The 19380-nt window shown below is 30.1% G+C and carries 22 protein-coding genes and 1 pseudogene; 14 read left to right on the top strand and 9 right to left on the bottom strand.

The features are described 5' to 3' along the window. Positions 1-101: 101 nt before the first annotated feature. The 3 genes from BTO18_RS16515 to BTO18_RS16505 form a co-directional block, all read right to left on the bottom strand. Entirely contained in the window at positions 102-1349 is a 1248-nt protein-coding gene (locus BTO18_RS16515; RefSeq protein ID WP_105017285.1) for a recombinase family protein, read from the bottom strand. Next, positions 1315-1653, bottom strand: a complete 339-nt coding sequence (locus tag BTO18_RS16510) for a recombinase family protein (RefSeq protein ID WP_170063303.1) — start codon at positions 1651-1653, stop codon at positions 1315-1317. The genes BTO18_RS16515 and BTO18_RS16510 overlap by 35 nt, the downstream gene beginning before the upstream one ends. Positions 1654-1790: 137 nt before the next feature. Continuing rightward, complete coding sequence (locus BTO18_RS16505; RefSeq protein WP_105017283.1) at positions 1791-2045, bottom strand: helix-turn-helix domain-containing protein; 255 nt, start codon at positions 2043-2045, stop codon at positions 1791-1793. Between the two features lie 196 nt (positions 2046-2241). Here BTO18_RS16505 and BTO18_RS16500 point away from each other — a divergent pair, with 196 nt between their 5' ends. Together BTO18_RS16500 and BTO18_RS16495 are read left to right on the top strand one after the other, a co-directional pair. Next, positions 2242-2910 carry a hypothetical protein gene (locus BTO18_RS16500; RefSeq protein WP_146106974.1) on the top strand — a complete coding sequence of 223 codons (669 nt, stop codon included), beginning with the start codon at positions 2242-2244 and terminating at the stop codon, positions 2908-2910. Position 2911: 1 nt separating this feature from the next. Then, positions 2912-3145, top strand: coding sequence for a DUF8108 domain-containing protein (locus BTO18_RS16495; protein ID WP_105017281.1), 234 nt, complete (start codon positions 2912-2914; stop codon positions 3143-3145). 68 nt (positions 3146-3213) lie between these two features. Here the strand turns inward: BTO18_RS16495 and tnpA are convergent, their stop codons facing one another. Then, the gene (gene tnpA / locus BTO18_RS16490; RefSeq protein WP_105017280.1) at positions 3214-3654 is read right to left on the bottom strand and encodes an IS200/IS605 family transposase; all 441 of its coding nucleotides are present in this window, start codon (positions 3652-3654) and stop codon (positions 3214-3216) included. Positions 3655-3788: 134 nt separating this feature from the next. Between tnpA and BTO18_RS16485 the strand changes: the two are divergent. Next, positions 3789-3991: pseudogene (locus BTO18_RS16485) on the top strand (transposase); the annotation flags it as partial. A 381-nt stretch (positions 3992-4372) separates the two neighbouring features. Here BTO18_RS16485 and BTO18_RS16480 read toward each other — a convergent pair. The 5 genes from BTO18_RS16480 to BTO18_RS16460 all read right to left on the bottom strand — a co-directional run bounded on the left by BTO18_RS16480 (position 4373) and on the right by BTO18_RS16460 (position 6298). Beyond that, positions 4373-4864, bottom strand: coding sequence for a hypothetical protein (locus tag BTO18_RS16480; protein ID WP_105017279.1), 492 nt, complete (start codon positions 4862-4864; stop codon positions 4373-4375). Next, positions 4854-5207: a helix-turn-helix domain-containing protein gene (locus BTO18_RS16475; protein WP_105017278.1), complete on the bottom strand. Its 354-nt coding sequence runs from the start codon at positions 5205-5207 to the stop codon at positions 4854-4856. Before BTO18_RS16475 ends, BTO18_RS16480 begins: the two co-directional genes overlap by 11 nt. A gap of 157 nt (positions 5208-5364) precedes the next feature. Further along, complete coding sequence (locus tag BTO18_RS16470) at positions 5365-5832, bottom strand: replication protein (protein ID WP_105017277.1); 468 nt, start codon at positions 5830-5832, stop codon at positions 5365-5367. A gap of 58 nt (positions 5833-5890) precedes the next feature. Beyond that, positions 5891-6085 (bottom strand): hypothetical protein, encoded by a 195-nt coding sequence (locus tag BTO18_RS16465; protein ID WP_146106973.1) that lies wholly within the window; start codon positions 6083-6085, stop codon positions 5891-5893. 30 nt (positions 6086-6115) lie between these two features. After that, entirely contained in the window at positions 6116-6298 is a 183-nt protein-coding gene (locus BTO18_RS16460) for a hypothetical protein (RefSeq protein WP_105017275.1), read from the bottom strand. A 377-nt stretch (positions 6299-6675) separates the two neighbouring features. Between BTO18_RS16460 and BTO18_RS16455 the strand changes: the two genes are divergently transcribed. The 11 genes from BTO18_RS16455 to BTO18_RS16410 all read left to right on the top strand — a co-directional run bounded on the left by BTO18_RS16455 (position 6676) and on the right by BTO18_RS16410 (position 19322). Beyond that, positions 6676-8280 (top strand): recombinase family protein, encoded by a 1605-nt coding sequence (locus BTO18_RS16455; RefSeq protein WP_105017274.1) that lies wholly within the window; start codon positions 6676-6678, stop codon positions 8278-8280. A 98-nt stretch (positions 8281-8378) separates the two neighbouring features. Continuing rightward, positions 8379-9581 carry a type IV secretory system conjugative DNA transfer family protein gene (locus tag BTO18_RS16450; protein ID WP_105017273.1) on the top strand — a complete coding sequence of 401 codons (1203 nt, stop codon included), beginning with the start codon at positions 8379-8381 and terminating at the stop codon, positions 9579-9581. A gap of 49 nt (positions 9582-9630) precedes the next feature. Beyond that, positions 9631-10098, top strand: coding sequence for a JAB domain-containing protein (locus tag BTO18_RS16445; protein ID WP_105017272.1), 468 nt, complete (start codon positions 9631-9633; stop codon positions 10096-10098). 65 nt (positions 10099-10163) lie between these two features. Further along, positions 10164-10949 carry a DNA adenine methylase gene (locus BTO18_RS16440; protein ID WP_105017271.1) on the top strand — a complete coding sequence of 262 codons (786 nt, stop codon included), beginning with the start codon at positions 10164-10166 and terminating at the stop codon, positions 10947-10949. Then, complete coding sequence (locus BTO18_RS16435; RefSeq protein WP_226789025.1) at positions 10946-11812, top strand: DNA cytosine methyltransferase; 867 nt, start codon at positions 10946-10948, stop codon at positions 11810-11812. Before BTO18_RS16440 ends, BTO18_RS16435 begins: the two co-directional genes overlap by 4 nt. Next, on the top strand, positions 11805-12263 hold the full coding sequence (locus BTO18_RS18095; protein ID WP_226789024.1) for a DNA cytosine methyltransferase: 459 nt from the start codon (positions 11805-11807) through the stop codon (positions 12261-12263). Before BTO18_RS16435 ends, BTO18_RS18095 begins: the two co-directional genes overlap by 8 nt. Before the next feature lie 42 nt (positions 12264-12305). Beyond that, positions 12306-12527 carry a hypothetical protein gene (locus BTO18_RS16430; protein ID WP_105017270.1) on the top strand — a complete coding sequence of 74 codons (222 nt, stop codon included), beginning with the start codon at positions 12306-12308 and terminating at the stop codon, positions 12525-12527. Further along, positions 12517-13113 carry a hypothetical protein gene (locus tag BTO18_RS16425; RefSeq protein ID WP_105017269.1) on the top strand — a complete coding sequence of 199 codons (597 nt, stop codon included), beginning with the start codon at positions 12517-12519 and terminating at the stop codon, positions 13111-13113. The genes BTO18_RS16430 and BTO18_RS16425 overlap by 11 nt, the downstream gene beginning before the upstream one ends. 66 nt (positions 13114-13179) lie before the next feature. Next, on the top strand, positions 13180-13821 hold the full coding sequence (locus tag BTO18_RS16420) for a hypothetical protein (protein WP_105017268.1): 642 nt from the start codon (positions 13180-13182) through the stop codon (positions 13819-13821). A 154-nt stretch (positions 13822-13975) separates the two neighbouring features. Beyond that, positions 13976-14248, top strand: coding sequence for a hypothetical protein (locus BTO18_RS16415; RefSeq protein ID WP_146106971.1), 273 nt, complete (start codon positions 13976-13978; stop codon positions 14246-14248). Between the two features lie 871 nt (positions 14249-15119). Then, positions 15120-19322, top strand: a complete 4203-nt coding sequence (locus tag BTO18_RS16410) for a hybrid sensor histidine kinase/response regulator transcription factor (protein WP_226789023.1) — start codon at positions 15120-15122, stop codon at positions 19320-19322. Positions 19323-19380 lie beyond the last annotated feature (58 nt).

Raw genomic sequence — 19380 nt, 5'->3', positions numbered from 1 at the left:
GATAACACTTTGTCTCTGAATACAGAAAATCTAAATGAAGGATCTTTTTTAAACGTCTGTAAAAATTATCCTTGGGAACTCGCTCACTCAACTGGAAATTATTAAACAGCTTTTCTTGATATTGCTTCTTGCCTTGCATTATTAAATATACGAAATTTCTGTATCTTTATCAAGTTGTGCAACAGACACACCGTGTATAGTTTATGTAACCCATTTGCAGTCGTTTTAAAAGAAGTGGTTTTGGGTAGGATATAGTTAAGGTTTATAGCTATTTCCTGTTCTCCGACTATTATTTTTTCTGTAATGATTTCTATAATTTTTCGTTTTTGTAGTTTGGTAAGTTTACTCCAGTTTTCATATAATGATCTTGCTTCTTCTATAATATATCCACTAGATTTAAATTGATCGTTTAAAGCAAATATCTCTCCTTCTAATTCTGGAATTTTCATTTTAAGTCGTTTTATTTCTCTATTTGGTTTGTCATAAAACTCATTAAAACGATTTGTTTCAATCTGTCCTTTTTCGTGTAGCTCAAATATTTTTTCAATTTTAACTTCTAGCTTTTCAATCTTTGATTCAATAATTTTTATTTCTTCTTTTTTCTCATTTATGACAGTATGGGTTCCATCAAAATATCTATTTACTTCTTCTTTAGATAAGATAAATTCTGTGAGTTGTTCTTTAAAGATTTCTTCAATGTCTTCGATTCCAATCTTGCGTTTACATTTTTTACAGGTGTATTTTGGGTTCCCTGATGGGATATACATTTTTCCACCACACTCACAAAACAAATAACCAGTAAACAAATGTACTTTTCTATTAAGTGGTTGAGTTCTTCCTATTTCTTGTTTGGCAATTAATAAATTTACTTCGCCCCATAATTTATCAGAAACAATTCTTGGTGCTTCATGAATGTACCATTCTTCTTTATCTCGTATTTCTGTTTTCCCTTTTTTATTAACTTTGGTATGATGAGACCTCCTTATTCCTTTGCTTGTTGGATCTTTAAGTAACCGCTTGATTGTTATTCCTGAAAAGAGACTGTTTCGTTTTGTTCTGTATCCTTTATCATTTAAAATTTTGGCAACCGTTCCAAAACGTTGATGTTCTAAATACAGCGTATACATCATTTTTCTAATTGGAGCTTCTTTTTCATCAAGTTCCATTTCTTCTTTTCCTACTCGTTTATAGCCAAAAGGAATAGCACCCATTACTTTTCCCATTTTAGCTCTTACTTCTACAGAGGAATTGATACGCTCTACAATATTTTCTCTTTCCCATTGGCTCATTGCAGAAATGATTGTATAGAAGAACCTACCAGATGGAGAACTTGTTATCAATAGATTCATGTAAGGAAATTAAATCTGCATTGTATTCTTGGAAATGATCAGAAAATTCCAATAGTTCTTTTACATTTCTTGCAAGACGGGCAATTTTAGAGAAGATAAGACCTTCTATTTGTCCGTTTTGGATATCTCTTAACATTCGTTGAGCTTCATGATGTGCCATTACACTTTTTCCACTTACTGCTTCTAGATGATATTCTTCTACAATTTCCCATTCTTTCAAGTCTGCATACATTTTTGCTTTTTGTAAATGATGCTCAGGACTGTCTGAATTTTGCTGTAACTTGGTGGACACGCGAATCCACACCCCAACTTTTTTTTTCATTGTTTACTTATTGACATTCAATGTCTAAAGTAACACAAATGTTTCAAACATTTAAAATATAAGTAAGCAAAAAGTGTGCTTTTATAATATTAAAATCAATAATAGGCTGCATAATTTTATTACTTTTCTGAATCATCAACTTTAGGTAAATCAATAAAAGAATTGGTTTTTACATTAAGCACATCTGCTAATTTAAAGAGAAATAGTATTTGAATATTTGTTTTCCCCTTTTCGATTCTTCTTAAAACACGAACGTCAATGTCTAAAAGATCAGACAATTCATATTGTTTCAAACCCTTTTTTTCACGTAATCTAACAATATAAATTCCTAACTTTTTTAAATACTCCTCTTGGTTCTTTTTTGACAGATTCAAGTTACTTTTCTATTTATTTGAAATGTATAGGAATATTTAAAAAAATAAGCGGACTATATTGTCCGTATTTAAAATTATTTGTTATGTTTGCTTTTTAACTTAATAAAAACAAAACATTATGAAAAAAATCTCATTTATTTTAACTCTTTTAGTTCTTACAAGTTGTGGTTCGGCACCTAAAGTAGCCCAGAAAGAAGTGCCAAGGTATAACCCAAATTTTGATTACACACCACAAGACAGATCTAATCCTAGAAGTGCCGATATTACCATTGCACTTTTGAACCCTGTTTTTGCAGACAAAAATCCAAATTTAAGAGTTCAACCTTATTCTACATTTATCGAAAATATGGCGGATGACTTTGAAGAAATGCTCATAGCTAAAGGTTTTTCATTACGTGGGCCATTCAAAAATCGTGACGAGATGGTCTATGGAGATAAAAAGAACTCTGATATTGCACTAGAGATTAGAATTAGTTTAAAAGACGAGGGAAATTTAACGTTAAAACAACAAACAAACTGGTCGCAAATGATTAGTAAAAATGCTCCTAACCATTACAAGGTTTCAGGAACATTCTATCACTTTGGCAATATTATCATTGAGGCTACTGATCCTTTTACTGGAGAGAAGTTTTGGAAGAAAACTATAGCACTTCCACGTAAAGAAATTACGGCTAAAGGAAACAAGACGTGGACAGGCAAACCAACACCGAGACAATTAATGTCAGAAGATACAGGAGTGTATAATCCAACAGCTAAAGCACTTGAGGAATACTACCAAGAAGCTATAAAAACCGCATATAGACATATTGATGTTAACGAAATGAAAATGATTAAAAAAGAAATCCAAAAATCTAAACAAAATTAATATGAAAAACCAAGAACAAACTCAAAAAAGAGAAGAAGCCATTAAGGATATGAAAATGTATCTTGCAAATGATTGGAATTTAAAAGAAGAAACACCAGAGTATTTTTTATTAACAAGAAATACCGCATCAACTACGGTACATATTTTATTAGCCTTTTTCTTTTTTTGGATGGCTTTTATACCAAATATTGTGTATCATTTTTCTAAAAAAGAGAAAAAGAAAATATTGAAATAAGACTATTTTATAAATAAACTACTACCGGCTCCAAGCCGGTAGTTTTTTGTAAGGCTTGAAAGCCTGTATTATGCAGACAAAACCGTAAAGTCATCTCCACGCTTATCAACATCTTCATCTTGGTTGGTAATGTATTCAAGGATCATTTCATCAGTGATTTGCCTTGAGGTGGTAGCAAAGTATCCACGAGCCCATAGGTGATTACCCCAGTATTGTTTTGACAGTGCCTTGTCTTCTTGGAGGAGTTTACGTGAGGTTTTACCTTTAATGAGTTGTGCGATCTTTGATACTGAAATCTGTGGTGGCATAGAGATGAAGATATGGATGTGATCTTTAGATACATGACCTTTTAAGATTTGTACGTTATGCGTAAGACAGATTTCACGTATCAAATCTCGTACATGCTTCCCTCTACGTTCAGTGAGGATAGGTTTGCTATACTTGGTGGCCCATACAATATGGTACTTGAGATCATAGAGGGTATGAGATCCTTTGCGGTAGAGTTGCATGTAGGTAGTGTATCATGTTGACCTAAAGGGATCGCCTGAAGGCGAGGGTTTTGCTCCCAAAGATTGGAAAATAAAAACTTCAACTTTTTTGTTGGAGTTTTTTTTAGTTATTTAATTGTCTCGTCCTAAAATAGTGTAATAAAATTAATAAATTAAAGATAGTGGTTTTTATCATTGTCTATTTGGAAAGCATAATAAACAGCAGTAATTTAAAAGGCATAAACTCTAAAATTCAACTTGCTAAAAAAGAGCTAGAGGGTACAGAAATATCAATAATTTCATCAATATGATTTACTTTATTTATGGTAAACTCAAATTTGATTACCCTCTAATTTAACATATGGCCTATTTTTAAATATCAATTGATCTTGATCAATTGATGCAATTGCATGGTAAAGCATCATAATTGATTTGCCTTACCATCTAATGGTGTTATCTAAACGTAAATTAATCATCCATAAAGATATTTAAGAAGAATTTTAGACTTTTTTAGAGAAAATATAAGTTTATAGTTGCCTATTTTTAATTCTCTTTTTTTATATATTTTTTGTAACTATAAATTTACTCTTCTTTATTTTTAGCATTGTTTTAAAGTAAAAATAATATTTCCCTCCGATATGTATTTCTGATAGCAGAGTGGATTTATTTTATATGGCAGAACATAGGTAAGCTCATGAAGATCTTGCAAAGAAAATACGTGTTAAAACGATAAAATTATTTAATTCTCAATATAATAATGGGTTAACATTAACGCAAAAGCATCAAAAACTCCCATTTGATAATGCTCTGCTTTCGTATTTTTACGAATATCAGGCATCCGTGATTGCAACTCTGGATACCAAGAACTAATTGTTTTTGAAATAGCATATTTAGAGTTTCCACCAAACTGTTTAAAAACTTGCTTGATATCCTCTCGTGAATATTTGAAAATGAGTAAATTTTGTTTTTCCGCTTCAAGCTCAAAGGTTTGTATAATATTGATGACTCGTTTACTGATTCGATTGTCAGTATCTCGATATCCTCGAAGTATAATGATTGTTGGACGGTATTGCTTAATGTAATAAAGTAGTCTTTTTACATAATGACTTTTAGAAAGTGGTCTCACTCGTGCTACACCATAATTAATCAATTCTTTGGGTGTTTCACTTATAACATAGCCCATACCAAATGCGTTTGGATACAATGTAATGACCATAGGACTAACGTCCATGGTTTTTATCCAATTCAAGTAATCTATCAATAATGGTATCCACAAGAATAAGGCGTTTATCAATATGCGGTGCTTTCATCTCGTCCAATAATTTATCTTTCAAAACAAGCCCATTCCTCAAGCAGTTTTTTATAATTTCAGGATAGTGATTTTTAAACAGTTTTTCAATAGGAATTTTAAGAATGAGATGGTATGAAAAGAGGATTAAAATACTGGCATCGAGTTTGCCGTGTTCTACTTTAGAAAGGTTACCAGTATCTACGCCAATAAAGGTTGCCATGTCTTGAAGTGATACGCCTGTTCGTTCTCGATAACTTTTAAGGAGATGTAATGCGTTTGTCATAAAAAATTAAAAAGCATTGGGGTTAATGAATTGTCCAACGCTGTTACTATTTTAATATCTTCCATCACCACAATATAGATACCCCATTTTGTAAATACTACAAAAAAAATCGCTGTCTCTCAATATTTAGTGGAAGAAATGCGTACAAGTTGGTTTGTTAAGGTTTTGTATGTTTTTTAAATTGTATGCGTTTTAAACTCAGTGAACTTGCTTCACTGTACTTATCTGTATGTTTAATTATTGTAGTGTGAACTTGCTTCACTGGTTTATTACCTCTAACTTCACAGCTTTTTTGAAAGGTAGTGGAGAAATAGAGTTTTGAAGCATATTGACGCTCTTTGTTTCCAAAAACCAGTCTTCCCTGTTCGTTCTTAACTTTTATTATATTCTTTGTGATGAGCTTGGAAATAGCTGTCGAAACAGCCCTTGCCGAGAGCCCTGTTTTTCTAACGAAAAACTGTTGCGATATCCAATCCCAATGTTTATGTGTTCCAGTATGTGTATCTTTCCATCCATAGGTTTGACGAATGATAACCATGAGTACTTTTAATTCTGCATAACCTAAATCTTTTAAATGGATATCAAATATGATGTTGGGTACATTAGTAAAATAAATATAACTCATCCCTAAAGCATACTAATACTTTAGATGGAATTATAGATAATCATAATTGTATTAATAATTATTTTTTATGTTGTAATGTTCTTACCATTTCAATTATTTTTTCATCAATATCTGGCTCATCCCAGTTCTCTGGATAAAACAAATTGGCATACTTTATAAATTCCTCTTTGATTTGTGTATCAAAGTGAGGGTTTAATAAATATTGCAGATAGGTATAGAGTAAATTTGAAACTTCTTTATTAAATGCCATCATTTCTGGGTCGCTAATTCGAGAGAGTGCATCCTATGGAATTTCACCAAAAGGAGTAACAACCTTAACGTCTGAATAATCTCCTGTTTTTGATTGAAGAAATACTCCTGTGTGATAGTTTTCAATTACAGTATTTATTACACAAGCAACTGCCATTTTGAGAGCGTCTTTTTTTAATGAGTCAGTAAATTGTTCATTGCTTGGTGTGGTTTTCATATTTTGATTATAACATCAATGCATTTCTTTTTTATAGGCGTTTTTACAAAAAGGGATATCTATATTCTTGTTTTTTTTAGTTATAACATTGTAACGAGCAATTACATCGTTGTTTATTATGATTTATGGGTACCAATAAAAAGTTGAAAAATGAAACAAATGTTAAGGAAGAACCAATTAATAACTTAATAGGGTTTTTCAATATTCTATTAATAATAGATAAAAAAACATTAACTCAAAATAAAAACAATGCTATAATCAAAAAGCCAAACTAGAAATTATAAGTTATTTAAGAACAAAAGGGAGTAACGGAAATTTTTAGTTTGGCGACTTAAATTGCTAATCCGTTACTCCCTTTTGTTTTTTTATGAAAAACAATGAAAATATATGATAAAGACTTAAAAGCCGAAGATGCTTATTTACTTGCTCGTGTCTCTTCAAAAGAACAAAAAGCACAAGGAAACTCTATTCCTGCTCAAATAGAACGATTACGAGATTATATTAATAAAAATGAACAACTGTCACTCATAGAAGAATATGCCTTTGATGAAAGTGCTAGTATATTAGAACGAAAAGAATTTGAACGTTTTTTAAACCGCATTGTAAAATCAAGAAAAACGATAGCTATTTGTTCAGATAAAGTAGATCGTCTTCTTCGAGATTTTCCTACATGGCTACCCAAATTAGATAAGTTGAGAAAAAAAGGGTTGATTGAATTACACTTCGTTTCTGATCACCTTATTGTTCATCAACAATCTACTGCAATCGATTTGTTTCAGTTTAATATGGCTGTGGCTTTAGCACAGTATTTTGCTGATAGTATTAGTGATAATACCAAGCGAGGTTTAGAAGGAAAAATCCTTAAAGGAGAGTGGGCTACTGGAACTATTCCAAGAGGATACCATGCAATAAAAGAAGTGGTAAGAGGAAAATTAAGAACTACCGATATTATTCCGTTAAAGGAAGAATTTAAAATCATCCAAAAATTATTCAAAATGTATGGAACAGGCTTGTATTCCTTAAACCAATTAATAGATTGGTCTTTTAAACATAATTTTAAAAGTAGAAATGATAAAAAAGCTTCACGAAGACTGATTGCTGATATTTTGCATAACCCTTTTTACTATGGATTAATGAAATTTAAAGGAAAGCTATTTCCTCATAAATATCAACCTATAATAACCAAAGAACTTTTTGATACTGTTCAACAACAATTTGAATTAAAAAACAGAAATAATACCAAGAATAAACAAAAGGTACTCAAACTTTTTCAATCACTTATTACTTGTAAAAATTGCGGTTGCACCATTACTGCTGAAAGTAAAAAGGAGGGGCGATTTATTCTTTATAGCTGTACAAATTATTATAAAAACTGTAAAAAAATCTATGTAAATGAGACACATTTAATTGAGCAAATTGAAAGTTTTTTTCACTCAATAAAACTCACGGATAAACAAATCAAACTAGTTGTAAATCAATTAAGGATTCTGCACGAGTCTCATAAAAAATTTCAGAATCAAACCATGAAGAGTTTACAAAAAGAACATTGCTTAATTCAACAGCACATAGATTCTTTATTTGATAAATATACCAAGCCCAATAGCCCTATAAGCGATGAAATGTATAATTCTAAATTAATCACTCTAAAAGAACGCCAACAAGCCGTCAGTACCCATTTAGAGTCTCAAACGGATAAGGACGAACAATATCATATTAATGTTCGGAAAATATTATCCCTATCTCAAAAAGCACACGAATTATTTATGAGTTCGGAAACTGAATTAAAACGTGGGCTTATCAATTTTTCACTATCGAACTTAATGTTAGATGGTAAAAAGCTATATTTTACAATACGTTCTCCCTTTAAAGAGTTAGTAAATGCAAAGACTTGTAACGAATTGGGTCAATTATGTAACACGTTCCGAACTATAAATTTACAATCAATCTCAAAAGATTTAGATTTTTTGAAACAGAACGAATAATTATACCTCCATCAATACCATCAATTTTACAATACTAATAATTTATTTACAATAAAGCTAATCTATATTCCCTTTTTCAGACACGTTAATCTATGTCTATGAAAACCTTTCTTAACCCATACATTAGTTACTTTGCACAAGTTGACTTTAGAGACCAAAACGACCATTTTGGTATCTACCAACACGATAGATTATTCGGAATGTATCTTCTTGGAAAAACTGGAAGTGGTAAAACAAATGTTATGAAAACATTAATTTATCAAGACATCATTCATCATAGAGGCTTTTGCTTATTTGATATTAATGGAGATTTACTCAAGGAAGTATTGAATCTCATCCCTGCACATCAAGAAAAAGATATTATCCTGCTTGATGCTAACAATTCAACTACTGAAATTGGGTATAATCCGCTTAAAAGAGTCAGCTATCAAAAACGAGCCCTCATTGCTTCAAGTATTTTGGAAACTTTTCAGAAGCTATGGGGTAAGCAATCGTGGGGATTGAAATTAGAATACATATTACGGAATGTGATTCTAACACTCCTTGACCAGCCTAAAGCTAATTTTAGTGATATTTCCAAATTGCTTTTAGAGCAAGACTTTCAACAACAATGCATCAAAAATATTGTCAGTAAAAATGTTGTTCGTTTTTGGCAATTAGAGTTTCCAAAATATTCAAAAAATGACCTTTTGCCTGTTCTGAATAAAGTAGGGAGTTTTTTATCTATTCCAATGATTCACAAAATACTCGTGGAGAACAAAAAACAAATTTCACTGCGAACTATTATTGATTCTAACACCATATTTTTAGTAAATCTTTCTAAAGGAAGTTTAGGAACAGATGGTTCTCATTTATTAGGTTCACTTTTGCTCACTTCCCTTTCATCAGCTGGTTTTAGTCGTATTAATATCGAAGAAGATAAACGCATTCCTTTTTATATTTATCTTGATGAATTCCAAAATTATACAACTGCATCACTTACCAATATGTTTTCTGAATTACGGAAATTTAAAATTGGATTTATTCTTGCTCATCAATATTTGAATCAATTACAAACTGATATTAAAAATGCTGTTTTAGGAAATATTGGAACGATTATCTGTTTTAAGTTAGGACAAGCTGATGCTAAATACATGGCTCAAGAGTTTCATCCCATTTTTCAAACATCAGATTTCACCAATTTAGAGCATTTTCATATTTATTTAAAATTACTTATTGATGGTAAATCGCCAGCTCCTTTTTCTGCAAAAACTATCACATTTAACGATTTAGATTACAAAAAAGGCTATCTATATCGATAAATAAAATTCCTTCATACTGGTTACAAATAAACCTTTAAATAAATAAAAAATGAAATCAACAAACCTATCAACCAAGCTTATGGGTTGTAATGAAATCGAACTTCATTACAACCGCACTGTATTTTCAGAAATGAAATACATCAAAAGTGCAGAAGATGTAAACAAACTCATCAGAACTTTTATAGATACCAAACGGATTGATTATAAAGAGTTCTTTTGGGTACTATTGCTCAATTATGCGAATAGAGTTTTAGGAATTTCTGAAATTTCTGTTGGTGTAAGTACTCATGTAACTGCAGATGTAAAAGAAGTTACACAACTCGCACTTTTAACAGCCTCTACGCAAATTATTGTTATTCACAATCATCCATCTGGAAAACTAAACCCTTCTAAAGCTGATGAAAATATTACTGCAAAAATTAAAAAAGCATTGAACCTTTTTTATATTGTATTACTCGATCATTTAATTATTACTTCAGAAGATTATTTCTCATTTGCAGACAAACACCTTCTTTAAATACGAATGCAATTCATAATTTTTCCCTTTCAACTTTATTACTTCCTAACTCCCCAACTATTCTTATGAAAACACCCATTGCCTACTATGGAGGAAAACAAAATATGGTATCTACCATTCTTCCTTTAATTCCAAAACACTCTATATACACAGAAGCCTTTTTTGGGGGTGGCGCAATTTTCTTTGCAAAAGAATCTGTTGAGTCTGAAATCATAAATGACACAAATAATATGGTAGTGAATTTCTATGAAGTAGTAAAAACCGATTTTGAATGGTTGAAAACGAGAATTCAAGCTACTGCCTTTTCAAGAGCAACTTATAATGTGGCTTTGACCATCTACAGAATGCCCCATTTATTCAATAAAAAACAACAAGCATGGGCATTTTATGTAGGAACAAATTTTGGTTTTGGCTGTGCCATTGGTTCTTGGGGTTATGATAAATATGGAAAACAAGCGAAGAAATTATTAAATAAGAAAATGAACTTTAATATCGATATTTTCAAACGATTGGAAAGCACACAAATTGAATGCAACGATGCTTGTAAAGTAATTAAAGCAAGAGATTCTGTGGATACGTTTCACTATATCGATCCCCCTTATTTTAATTCCTGCCAATCTTTTTATAATGGTTATTCTGAAGCACATTTTGAAGAACTTCTTGTAACACTTGGAAGTATCAAAGGTAAATTCTTATTGAGTTCTTACCCTTCTGAAATTTTAACCAAACACATCAAAAAAAATGGATGGCACACTAAAGAATATAACAAGCCTTTAACTGCTAAAAAAAGTATTGCAGGCAAAAAACGAAAACGCAAAATTGAAGTCTTAACTGCCAACTATCCTATATGAAAGTCCCTCTAACTCCTAAAAGGGGAGAAACAAAATCACTTTCCAACAACCAAAAATCAGTAACCAAAAACAAATTAAAAGTTGTCGAACTCTTTGCAGGTGTTGGTGGTTTTCGGATTGCTTTGGAAGGATATCCAAAGAAAAAGGAAGCTGACTTTGAAGTGATTTGGAGTAATCAATATGAACCACGAACCAAAAAGCAACACGCCAATATGGTCTATAAGAATCGTTTTGGGAGTGAAAATCACTCTGAAAAAGATATTGAACATATTGTACAACATCAGATGCATAGTATTCCAAAGCACGATTTGTTAGTTGGTGGTTTTCCTTGTCAAGATTTCTCTATCGCCAATAGAACACATAACAAAGGGATTGAAGGTGAAAAAGGAAAACTTTGGTGGGCTATTCATACTATACTCAAAGAAAAACGACCCAAGTACATCTTACTTGAAAATGTAAATCGACTTTTGTCTTCCCCTGCCAAACAAAATGGACGAGATTTCTCTATCATTCTCCATTGCTTAAACCAATTAGGTTATGCAGTAGAATGGAGAGTCATCAATGCTGCAGATTATGGTTTCCCACAAAGAAGACGTCGTGTATTTATTTTTGGATATCATAAAAAAACACCACAATTCAAAAAAATGTCCAAGACAAATCCTAAAGTCTGGATTGTGAAAGATGGAATTGCTGCAAAAACGTTTCCTGTTCTAGCAGTTGGGAAACTCCAAAATGGAAAACTTCTTAAAAATATGGAAGAAATTCAAAAATTCTTTCTTAAAGACAAAGTAAAATTTGAGAAAGCAGGAATTATGATGAATGGGAACTATTATTCGAATCATGTAAAAGCCCAATATGACTAAAAAATATCATGTGTTAAAAGATGTTTTACTTCCTATTGAACATATTCCAGACCCCTTTTTTATACCTCAAGAACTGTTTTCTAAATGGGAATTTGTTAAAGGAGCAAAAGCTATTCATAAAGTTAACAAGAAAACTGGACAGGCCTACATTTTTAAAGAGGGTAAGGTTCCTTTCCCTGATGATATTAATAAACCAGCAAGAACTATTGTAACTACGGAAGGTGGACAATATGTAGCAAGAGAAAAACACGTCATCATCCAAAAGGGACGTTATCGAAGATTACACCCTATTGAATTGGAACGATTAAATGGATTCCCTGATGACTTTACAAAATGTGAAGGGATTTTAGAAAGCCAGAGAGCCTTCTTTATGGGAAATGCATTAGTAATAGGAGTTGTAAAGAGATTGGGACAGGAATTATCCAATGCAGTGAGTCAACACAAAAAATAATATTAATCTGCGGCAGTTTGTCGCCACTAAAACTAAATATAAATGAAAAAAGTAGTAACCAAAACCGTCAACCTTGACTTGGTTGGCGTAAACGGAAATGCATTTATGATTATGGGTGTATTCCAACGACATGCCAAAAAAGAAGGCTGGTCTCAACAAGAAATTGACTTGGTATTAGCAGAAGCTAAAAGTAGTGATTACAACCACCTTCTTACAACGATTGAGAACCATTGTGAACCTAAAAATGAAAACGATGACGATTAAAGAACGAAAATTGATACTTCACTTTTTAGAAATGTTGAAGCACCAACTTGATAGTAGAAAAATTACAGAGATTAATCCTGTTTTTCTTCAGCTATTTTCAAGAAAAGAATTGATTAAAATAGTTTTATGGCTCTTTACCAATTATGACAGAAGTATGCTAACTGAAAAAACAGATGCAGAACTTCTTGAACTCATTGGTAATGATGCAAATGTACTATCCTTTGTTGTTGAAAAATGGAAAAGTAATATTATTTCAGTACCTACATTAACCCAAGAAAAAGTAAACAAATTCTTTGATGAGTTGCAACTTCATATTCACTATTTAAGACATAAACCAGTTTTAGAATGGGATGATTATGATGTGAGTAATTATTATTCAATATTATTCAAACGAGGAAAGACCAAACGTGTCTTTGCCATCTTTACATCAGATGTAAAAGATGAAGACAAGTATGCAGTATCTACTCAACCTTCATTCTTTTTTGATACTAAAAAGGAAGCAGAGGATGAATTAGCAAAAATCTGTAATGAAACTAAACAAAGTGCATCTGATTTTGTGATTCATGCACTTTGGAGAATAAACTAAAAATTAAATATAAATCCGTGCAATTTGCACTTAATGTGGCGATTTGTCACCTAAAACTACATAATTATGAATACAAGTATTGTAGATGTATTAATTGAAAACATCCAAACAGACCTACAGTTACTGCAAGAAGTAGAAACAAAAATGGAAGCTTTAAAAAGTGAGAAATCTATTATTTTTGAACGGTTAAAAAGTTCTCGAAAAGATATGGGCGTAATGTTAAAATATGCAGATGAAACACAGCAAAAAAAGATTGAAACATTAGGTTTTGATATTTCAGAACCTCAAAAAAGTGTAAATACTATTGCTACTGTTGCTTTTGATATCATTATGAAAGTAAAAGACAATCAAATAACCAATGGCGATTTGTATGATGCTTATGTAAAGTATTGTAAAGACAAAAAAGAAGAAGCTGAAAAGTATTCTGCATTTAACATTAAATGTCGTTCGTTGTTTAATACGCAGAAATTGCTGCGTAAAAAAGGAACTGATCCAAAATCCACTAGAGAAGATATCATTTCTTTAAATGGGCGTATACTTTTTAAAGAGGAAGCAATCGCTAAAGAGAAAACAGAAACTCCGGAAAAGGAAAATACGCCAATTTTAACCTCTAAAAAAACTTCAGAAAAACCAAAAGAAATTCCTTTGCCTCTTGATTCTAAAAAGAAAACTGCAACTGATAAAAAGCAAAACAATGGAAAAAGATAATTATTTGGATATTTTTGACTCACAAGAAAAAGCGATTCATCATTGTCTTTGACTCAATTTTAAATATCGAATTGCAAAAATAACTTTTGGAATTATACATGGTCCAAATAACAATTGGTCTGTAGCAGAAGAAGCTACAGCTAAAGAAATGGAAATGGATTTTCTAGATATTTTACCAAAAGATTATTCGAATATGAATTATGATAATATTCGCCATATACGAATGGATAAAGAGCCTTTGCCTCATTGGGAAGAAATTAACGGAATATTATCTACTATGGATGGAGAAATTTTACGGTTTTTAATCCACAGTAAAATTCCTATTGAAAATTTGATTCGTTTTGAATTAGCAGGACGTGGTTTTGATAAAAATCACAGATGGATTGGTTTTAGTAAGTCTTTTGAGATTTGGTTAAAAAACAATTGAATACCAAAACACTCATTTATTTGAGTGTTTTTTTACTTCTATGATAGACTAAAAATTGCTTATTTTAACTCTTACTTTTTCTCTCAACCTTTATGTAACTCTTGGAATTTAGAATGATATAGTTATTATTCCAAAATCTTTTTAACGAACAAAACGAATTTTCGTAAAATTTTAAAAAATAAAAAAGGATATCCATTTTTTGAATATCCTTGTTTAAAACTATTATTAATTTATGAATCGAAATTTATCCTCTTTTTTCATAAAACCTTATGATTACAAGAATTTCCAATATTGTAACCCTTTTGTCTAGATTTAAATAGCTGGTGCTCGGGTCTCGTGGATATGATGAGAATTATCGCTGGTGTGGATTTTGCAATTCTTATGAAATTTGGTCAAAATAACAATTGAATACCTTAATCATTGAAAATATATTTTGAATGCTTTTTTTACAAAACCTATAAGAAAACACAAATAATAAAATCATAATTTACTTCTTGCTTTTAGTATTTAAGTATTTTTAGTGTTAAAAAGACAGGGAAAATATTATTATTTATTTAAATAGTAGAATTATTTAATAATATATTAGTTGTAGATTAAGTAAACAGCTAATTGAAAGGAATTAGTTTATTACAATTAGTATTTCCTTCCTATTTTTACATTAATTATTAAAATTAATAAAGTGAAAAAAATCAACAAGTATAATTATATTTCATTAAAATTGTTATAACAAAAAGCATCTTAAAATTAAAAAAACAAAACAAATGGTTTTTAATAAAATACAAATGGTTTTTAATTAGGTTACACTATGCACATTAATTAATATTGATTCTATTATAACTTTTCATTTATGTGCAGGCACTTCTTTCTTTTTTTGAAATCAATATCTTTTTTACTAATTATTGGATTTAATCAAGTTTGTATAAGTCAAAATTCAGTAGTTTTTGATAGAATTTCAACCAACCAAGGTCTATCACAAGGAGATGTAAACACCATATATCAAGATGATAAAGGATTTATGTGGTTTGGCACACACGATGGGTTAAACAAATATAATGGCTATGAATTTACAGTTTACAAACCAAATCCTAATAATTCTAATAGTATAAGTAGTAATTTAATATATGCCATAACAGGTGATAATGGAGGGAATTTATGGATAGGAACAACTGGAAATGGTTTAAATTATTACAATAAATCTACAGGTAATTTTATACAATATCTTCATAAGAAAAAAGACAAAAATAGCTTATCTAACAATCATATAAACGTACTCTTTAAAGATAAAAAAGAGAAACTTTGGATAGGTACAGCTGATGGTCTTGATTTAATTGATTTAAAAAAGACCAAAGATTCAATTAAATTTAAACATTATAATTTAACGAGCAATACATTATCTAGCAGTATTTCTAAAAATGATATTTATTCAATATTTGAAGATAGTCAAAATCAACTCTGGATTGGAAGCGCAAAAGGCTTATTTAAATTGTCTAGAGACGAAAACGGAACCATATATTTTAGATTGATAAACGACCTTATTGATTTACCTCAAAACATAACTGTACAATCTATTGCAGAAGATAATAAAGGGAAACTAATAATCGGTACAGGAAAAGGATTGTATGTTTTTAAGCCAACATTAAATTCTAATAAGGTAACTAAAATTCAAGATGGTTTTTATAACGATATTCAGATAGACCATAAAAATAATATTTGGGCGGGTTCTAATATGGGATTATTATACTTTGAAAATCAACATCCAATTAACCCACCAACATTAGAAAACAAATTTATTTACGAACCTAAAGACGTAAATAGTATTAGTAAAAATATTATTAAATCACTTTATATAGATAAAACAGGTATTCTTTGGATTGGAACAAATGGTGGAGGTATTAATAAAATGGATCCAGAACGTAAACAATTTAAGATTATTAAAAAAACACAAAACCCTAACAGTTTAAGTTACGATAAAATTAGATCTATTTTCGAAGACAGTAATAATAATTTATGGATAGGTACTGAAGGTGGAGGTCTTAATATACATACACAAAAGAATGATGATAATTACACAAATTTCATAAATTTAAAAACGGTACTAAAACCATTTGCAATTGAAGAATTAGCAAATAAAAAAACCATATTAATTGGTGCAGAAAATACTCCAGGTTTGTATGAAATTAATGTATCAAATATTAATAACATTAAAGAAAGTAATTTAAAACCTATTGATGAAGTTACATATAGTGTGTTTTCAATATTAGAAGATAATAATGAAAATGTTTGGATTGGGACTTATAGTGGAGGAATAAATAGATGGCTAAAAAACAAAAACGGTAAAGGTTACACTAAAGATATTATTATACACACACCTTCTAATAACAAAAGTATTCCTAGTAATATTATCAGAAATATTTATGAAGATAAAAATCATAATATTTGGTTTGGAACTGGAAATGGCTTGAGCAAATTAACTCCTTCAGAAGCACTAAATAAGAATCCAAAGTTTATAAACTACAAACATAAAGTTAATAACAAAAACAGTATTAATCACAATTACATTTTAGCAATACACCAAAGCAAAAAAGGTGACTTTTGGATAGGAACATTTGGAGGTGGTTTAAATAAAATTGAGTTCCCTGAAGACGAATCAAAAATTACTTTTAAAGCGTATACAGAAAAGGATGGATTATCTAATAACGTGGTTAAAGGTATTTTAGAAGATGATAATAATAACTTATGGATTTCTACAAATAAAGGTTTATCTAAATTTAATCCTATTAAAGAAACTTTTAAAAACTATGATGTTAATGATGGTTTACAAAGTAACGAATTTCAAGAATTAGCAGTTTTAAAAAGACAAAGTGGCGAAATGCTTTTTGGGGGTGTAAATGGATTTAATGCTTTTTATCCAAAAAACATAAAGGACAATCCTTATAAAGCTAAAGTAGTTATTACAGATTTCTTTATTTCAAATAAATCTGTTAAAAGAGGAGAGAAAGTAAATGACAGAATACTTTTAGAAAAATCCATAGATGAAATAGATTATTTAAAATTAAAACATTTTGAAAACAGCTTTTCATTTGAATTTGCAGCTTTACACTATTCTGCCCCAAACAAAAACAAATTTGCTTATAAGTTAGAAGGCTTTGATAAAGATTGGGTATATACAACAGCTGGTAAACGATTTGCCACCTATACAAATTTAGAATTTGGTGACTATACTTTAAAAGTAAAAGCATCTAACAACGATGGTATTTGGGAAGATACTGCAACTACCATTAATATTACAATTGTACCTCCAATATGGAAAACAACTGGAGCTTATATATTATATGTAATTTTAGGAATTGCAATTATTGCCTGCTTTTGGACCAACACAATGTCTAGAGCAAAGAAAAAATTGGAGCAAGAATTAGCTGATTTAGAAAAGAAAAAAGAAAAAGAGTTACAACGTTTAAAATTAGAGTTTTTCACAAATATTTCTCACGAATTAAGAACTCCTTTAACCCTTATAAAAGGTCCTTTAGAATATCTACAAAAAAAAGGTAACAAAGTAAAACCTGAAGTAGCTCAAGAACAATATGGATTAATGAATAAAAATGCAAATTATTTAATGCGTTTAGTTAATCAATTGCTAGATTTTAGAAAGATAAATCAAGGCAAAATGAGATTAGTAATGCGTCATAGCAATATTACTGCTTTTATTAAAGAAGTAGCAGAACCCTTTCAGTTTTTATCTCTCAAACAACATATTAAATTATCTGTAAACACTACTAAAGATGAATTTATTACTTGGTTCGATCACGATGCTTTAGAAAAAATTATCAATAATTTACTATCCAATGCTTTTAAATTTACTCCTAAAAACGGCACAATAGACATCAATGTATTTAAAGGAAAAAGTAACAATGGGTTGTTAAAAAAAGATAGTGTTGTTATAGAGGTAAAAGATTCTGGAGTTGGCATACCCAATAATAAAATAGAAACTATTTTTGAACGTTTTTACACAAAAAAAGATGCCGCAAAAAATAATTCTGAAGGAGTTGGTATAGGTTTATCTTTTACTAAAAGCCTTATAGAACTGCATCAAGGTACTATTGAAGTTATTAGTGAAACTGGAGAAGGAACTAGCTTCATTGTTAAAATTCCAGCAAATAAACAAGCCTATTTAAACATTCCTGAAATTAGTTGTAAAGAAAGTACAGATACAGATTTTATAAGACGAACATCAGAAAATGAATCTTTTGCTATTGATTTAGATGATGAAACTACTGATGAAAAAATCACCAAAGAAAGGTCAGAATCACCAGTTTTATTAATTATTGATGATAATGAAGATATAAGAACTTTTATAAAGCAAGTTTTATGTGATGATTACAAAATCTATGAAGCCGAAAATGGACAAGAAGGATTAGAAATAGCAAAAAAAATAATTCCAAATATTATTGTTACTGATTTAATGATGCCAATTATGGATGGTTTACAACTGTGCGAAAAATTGAAAACTACGAAAACAACCAGCCATATTCCAGTACTAATTCTTACAGCAAAACTATCTCAAGAAAGCGAATTAGAAGGTTTACAACATGGAGCAGATGATTATATTAGAAAACCTTTTGATGTAGAATTATTGCATTTAAAATTGAAAAATATTTTACAAAAAAGAGAACAAATGCGTATTCGTTTTAATCAGGAAATAACACTCCAACCCAAAGAAGTAACAGTAACCTCTTCTGATGAAAAGTTTTTACAACAAGCCATAGAAATTGTAGAAAAACATATGATGAATACTGATTTTAGTGTAGAAATGTTAGTCAAAGAAATGGGACATAGTAGAAGTAATCTCTATTTAAAATTTAAAGAAATTACTGGGCTTTCCTCTAGTGAATTTATAAGAAACATTCGACTAAAAAGAGCAGTTCAACTTTTTGAATCTAGTGATTTATCTGTAAAAGAAATTATGTATATGACAGGTTTTAACACTGCATCTTACTTTGCAAAATGCTTTAAAAAACAATTTGGTTTAAAACCAAGTGATTATGTAAGAAAATCTAAAAATAACAAATCAGAATAAGTTTTAAACATACCTCAAAGATTTTTTCCTCAAACCAATTCAGCACAAAAAATCTTGG

Source organism: Polaribacter porphyrae, from assembly GCF_002954685.1.
Taxonomy (GTDB): domain Bacteria; phylum Bacteroidota; class Bacteroidia; order Flavobacteriales; family Flavobacteriaceae; genus Polaribacter; species Polaribacter porphyrae.
Note: the sequence above shows the minus strand (reverse complement) of the source record. Positions and strands in the feature narration are given on the sequence as shown.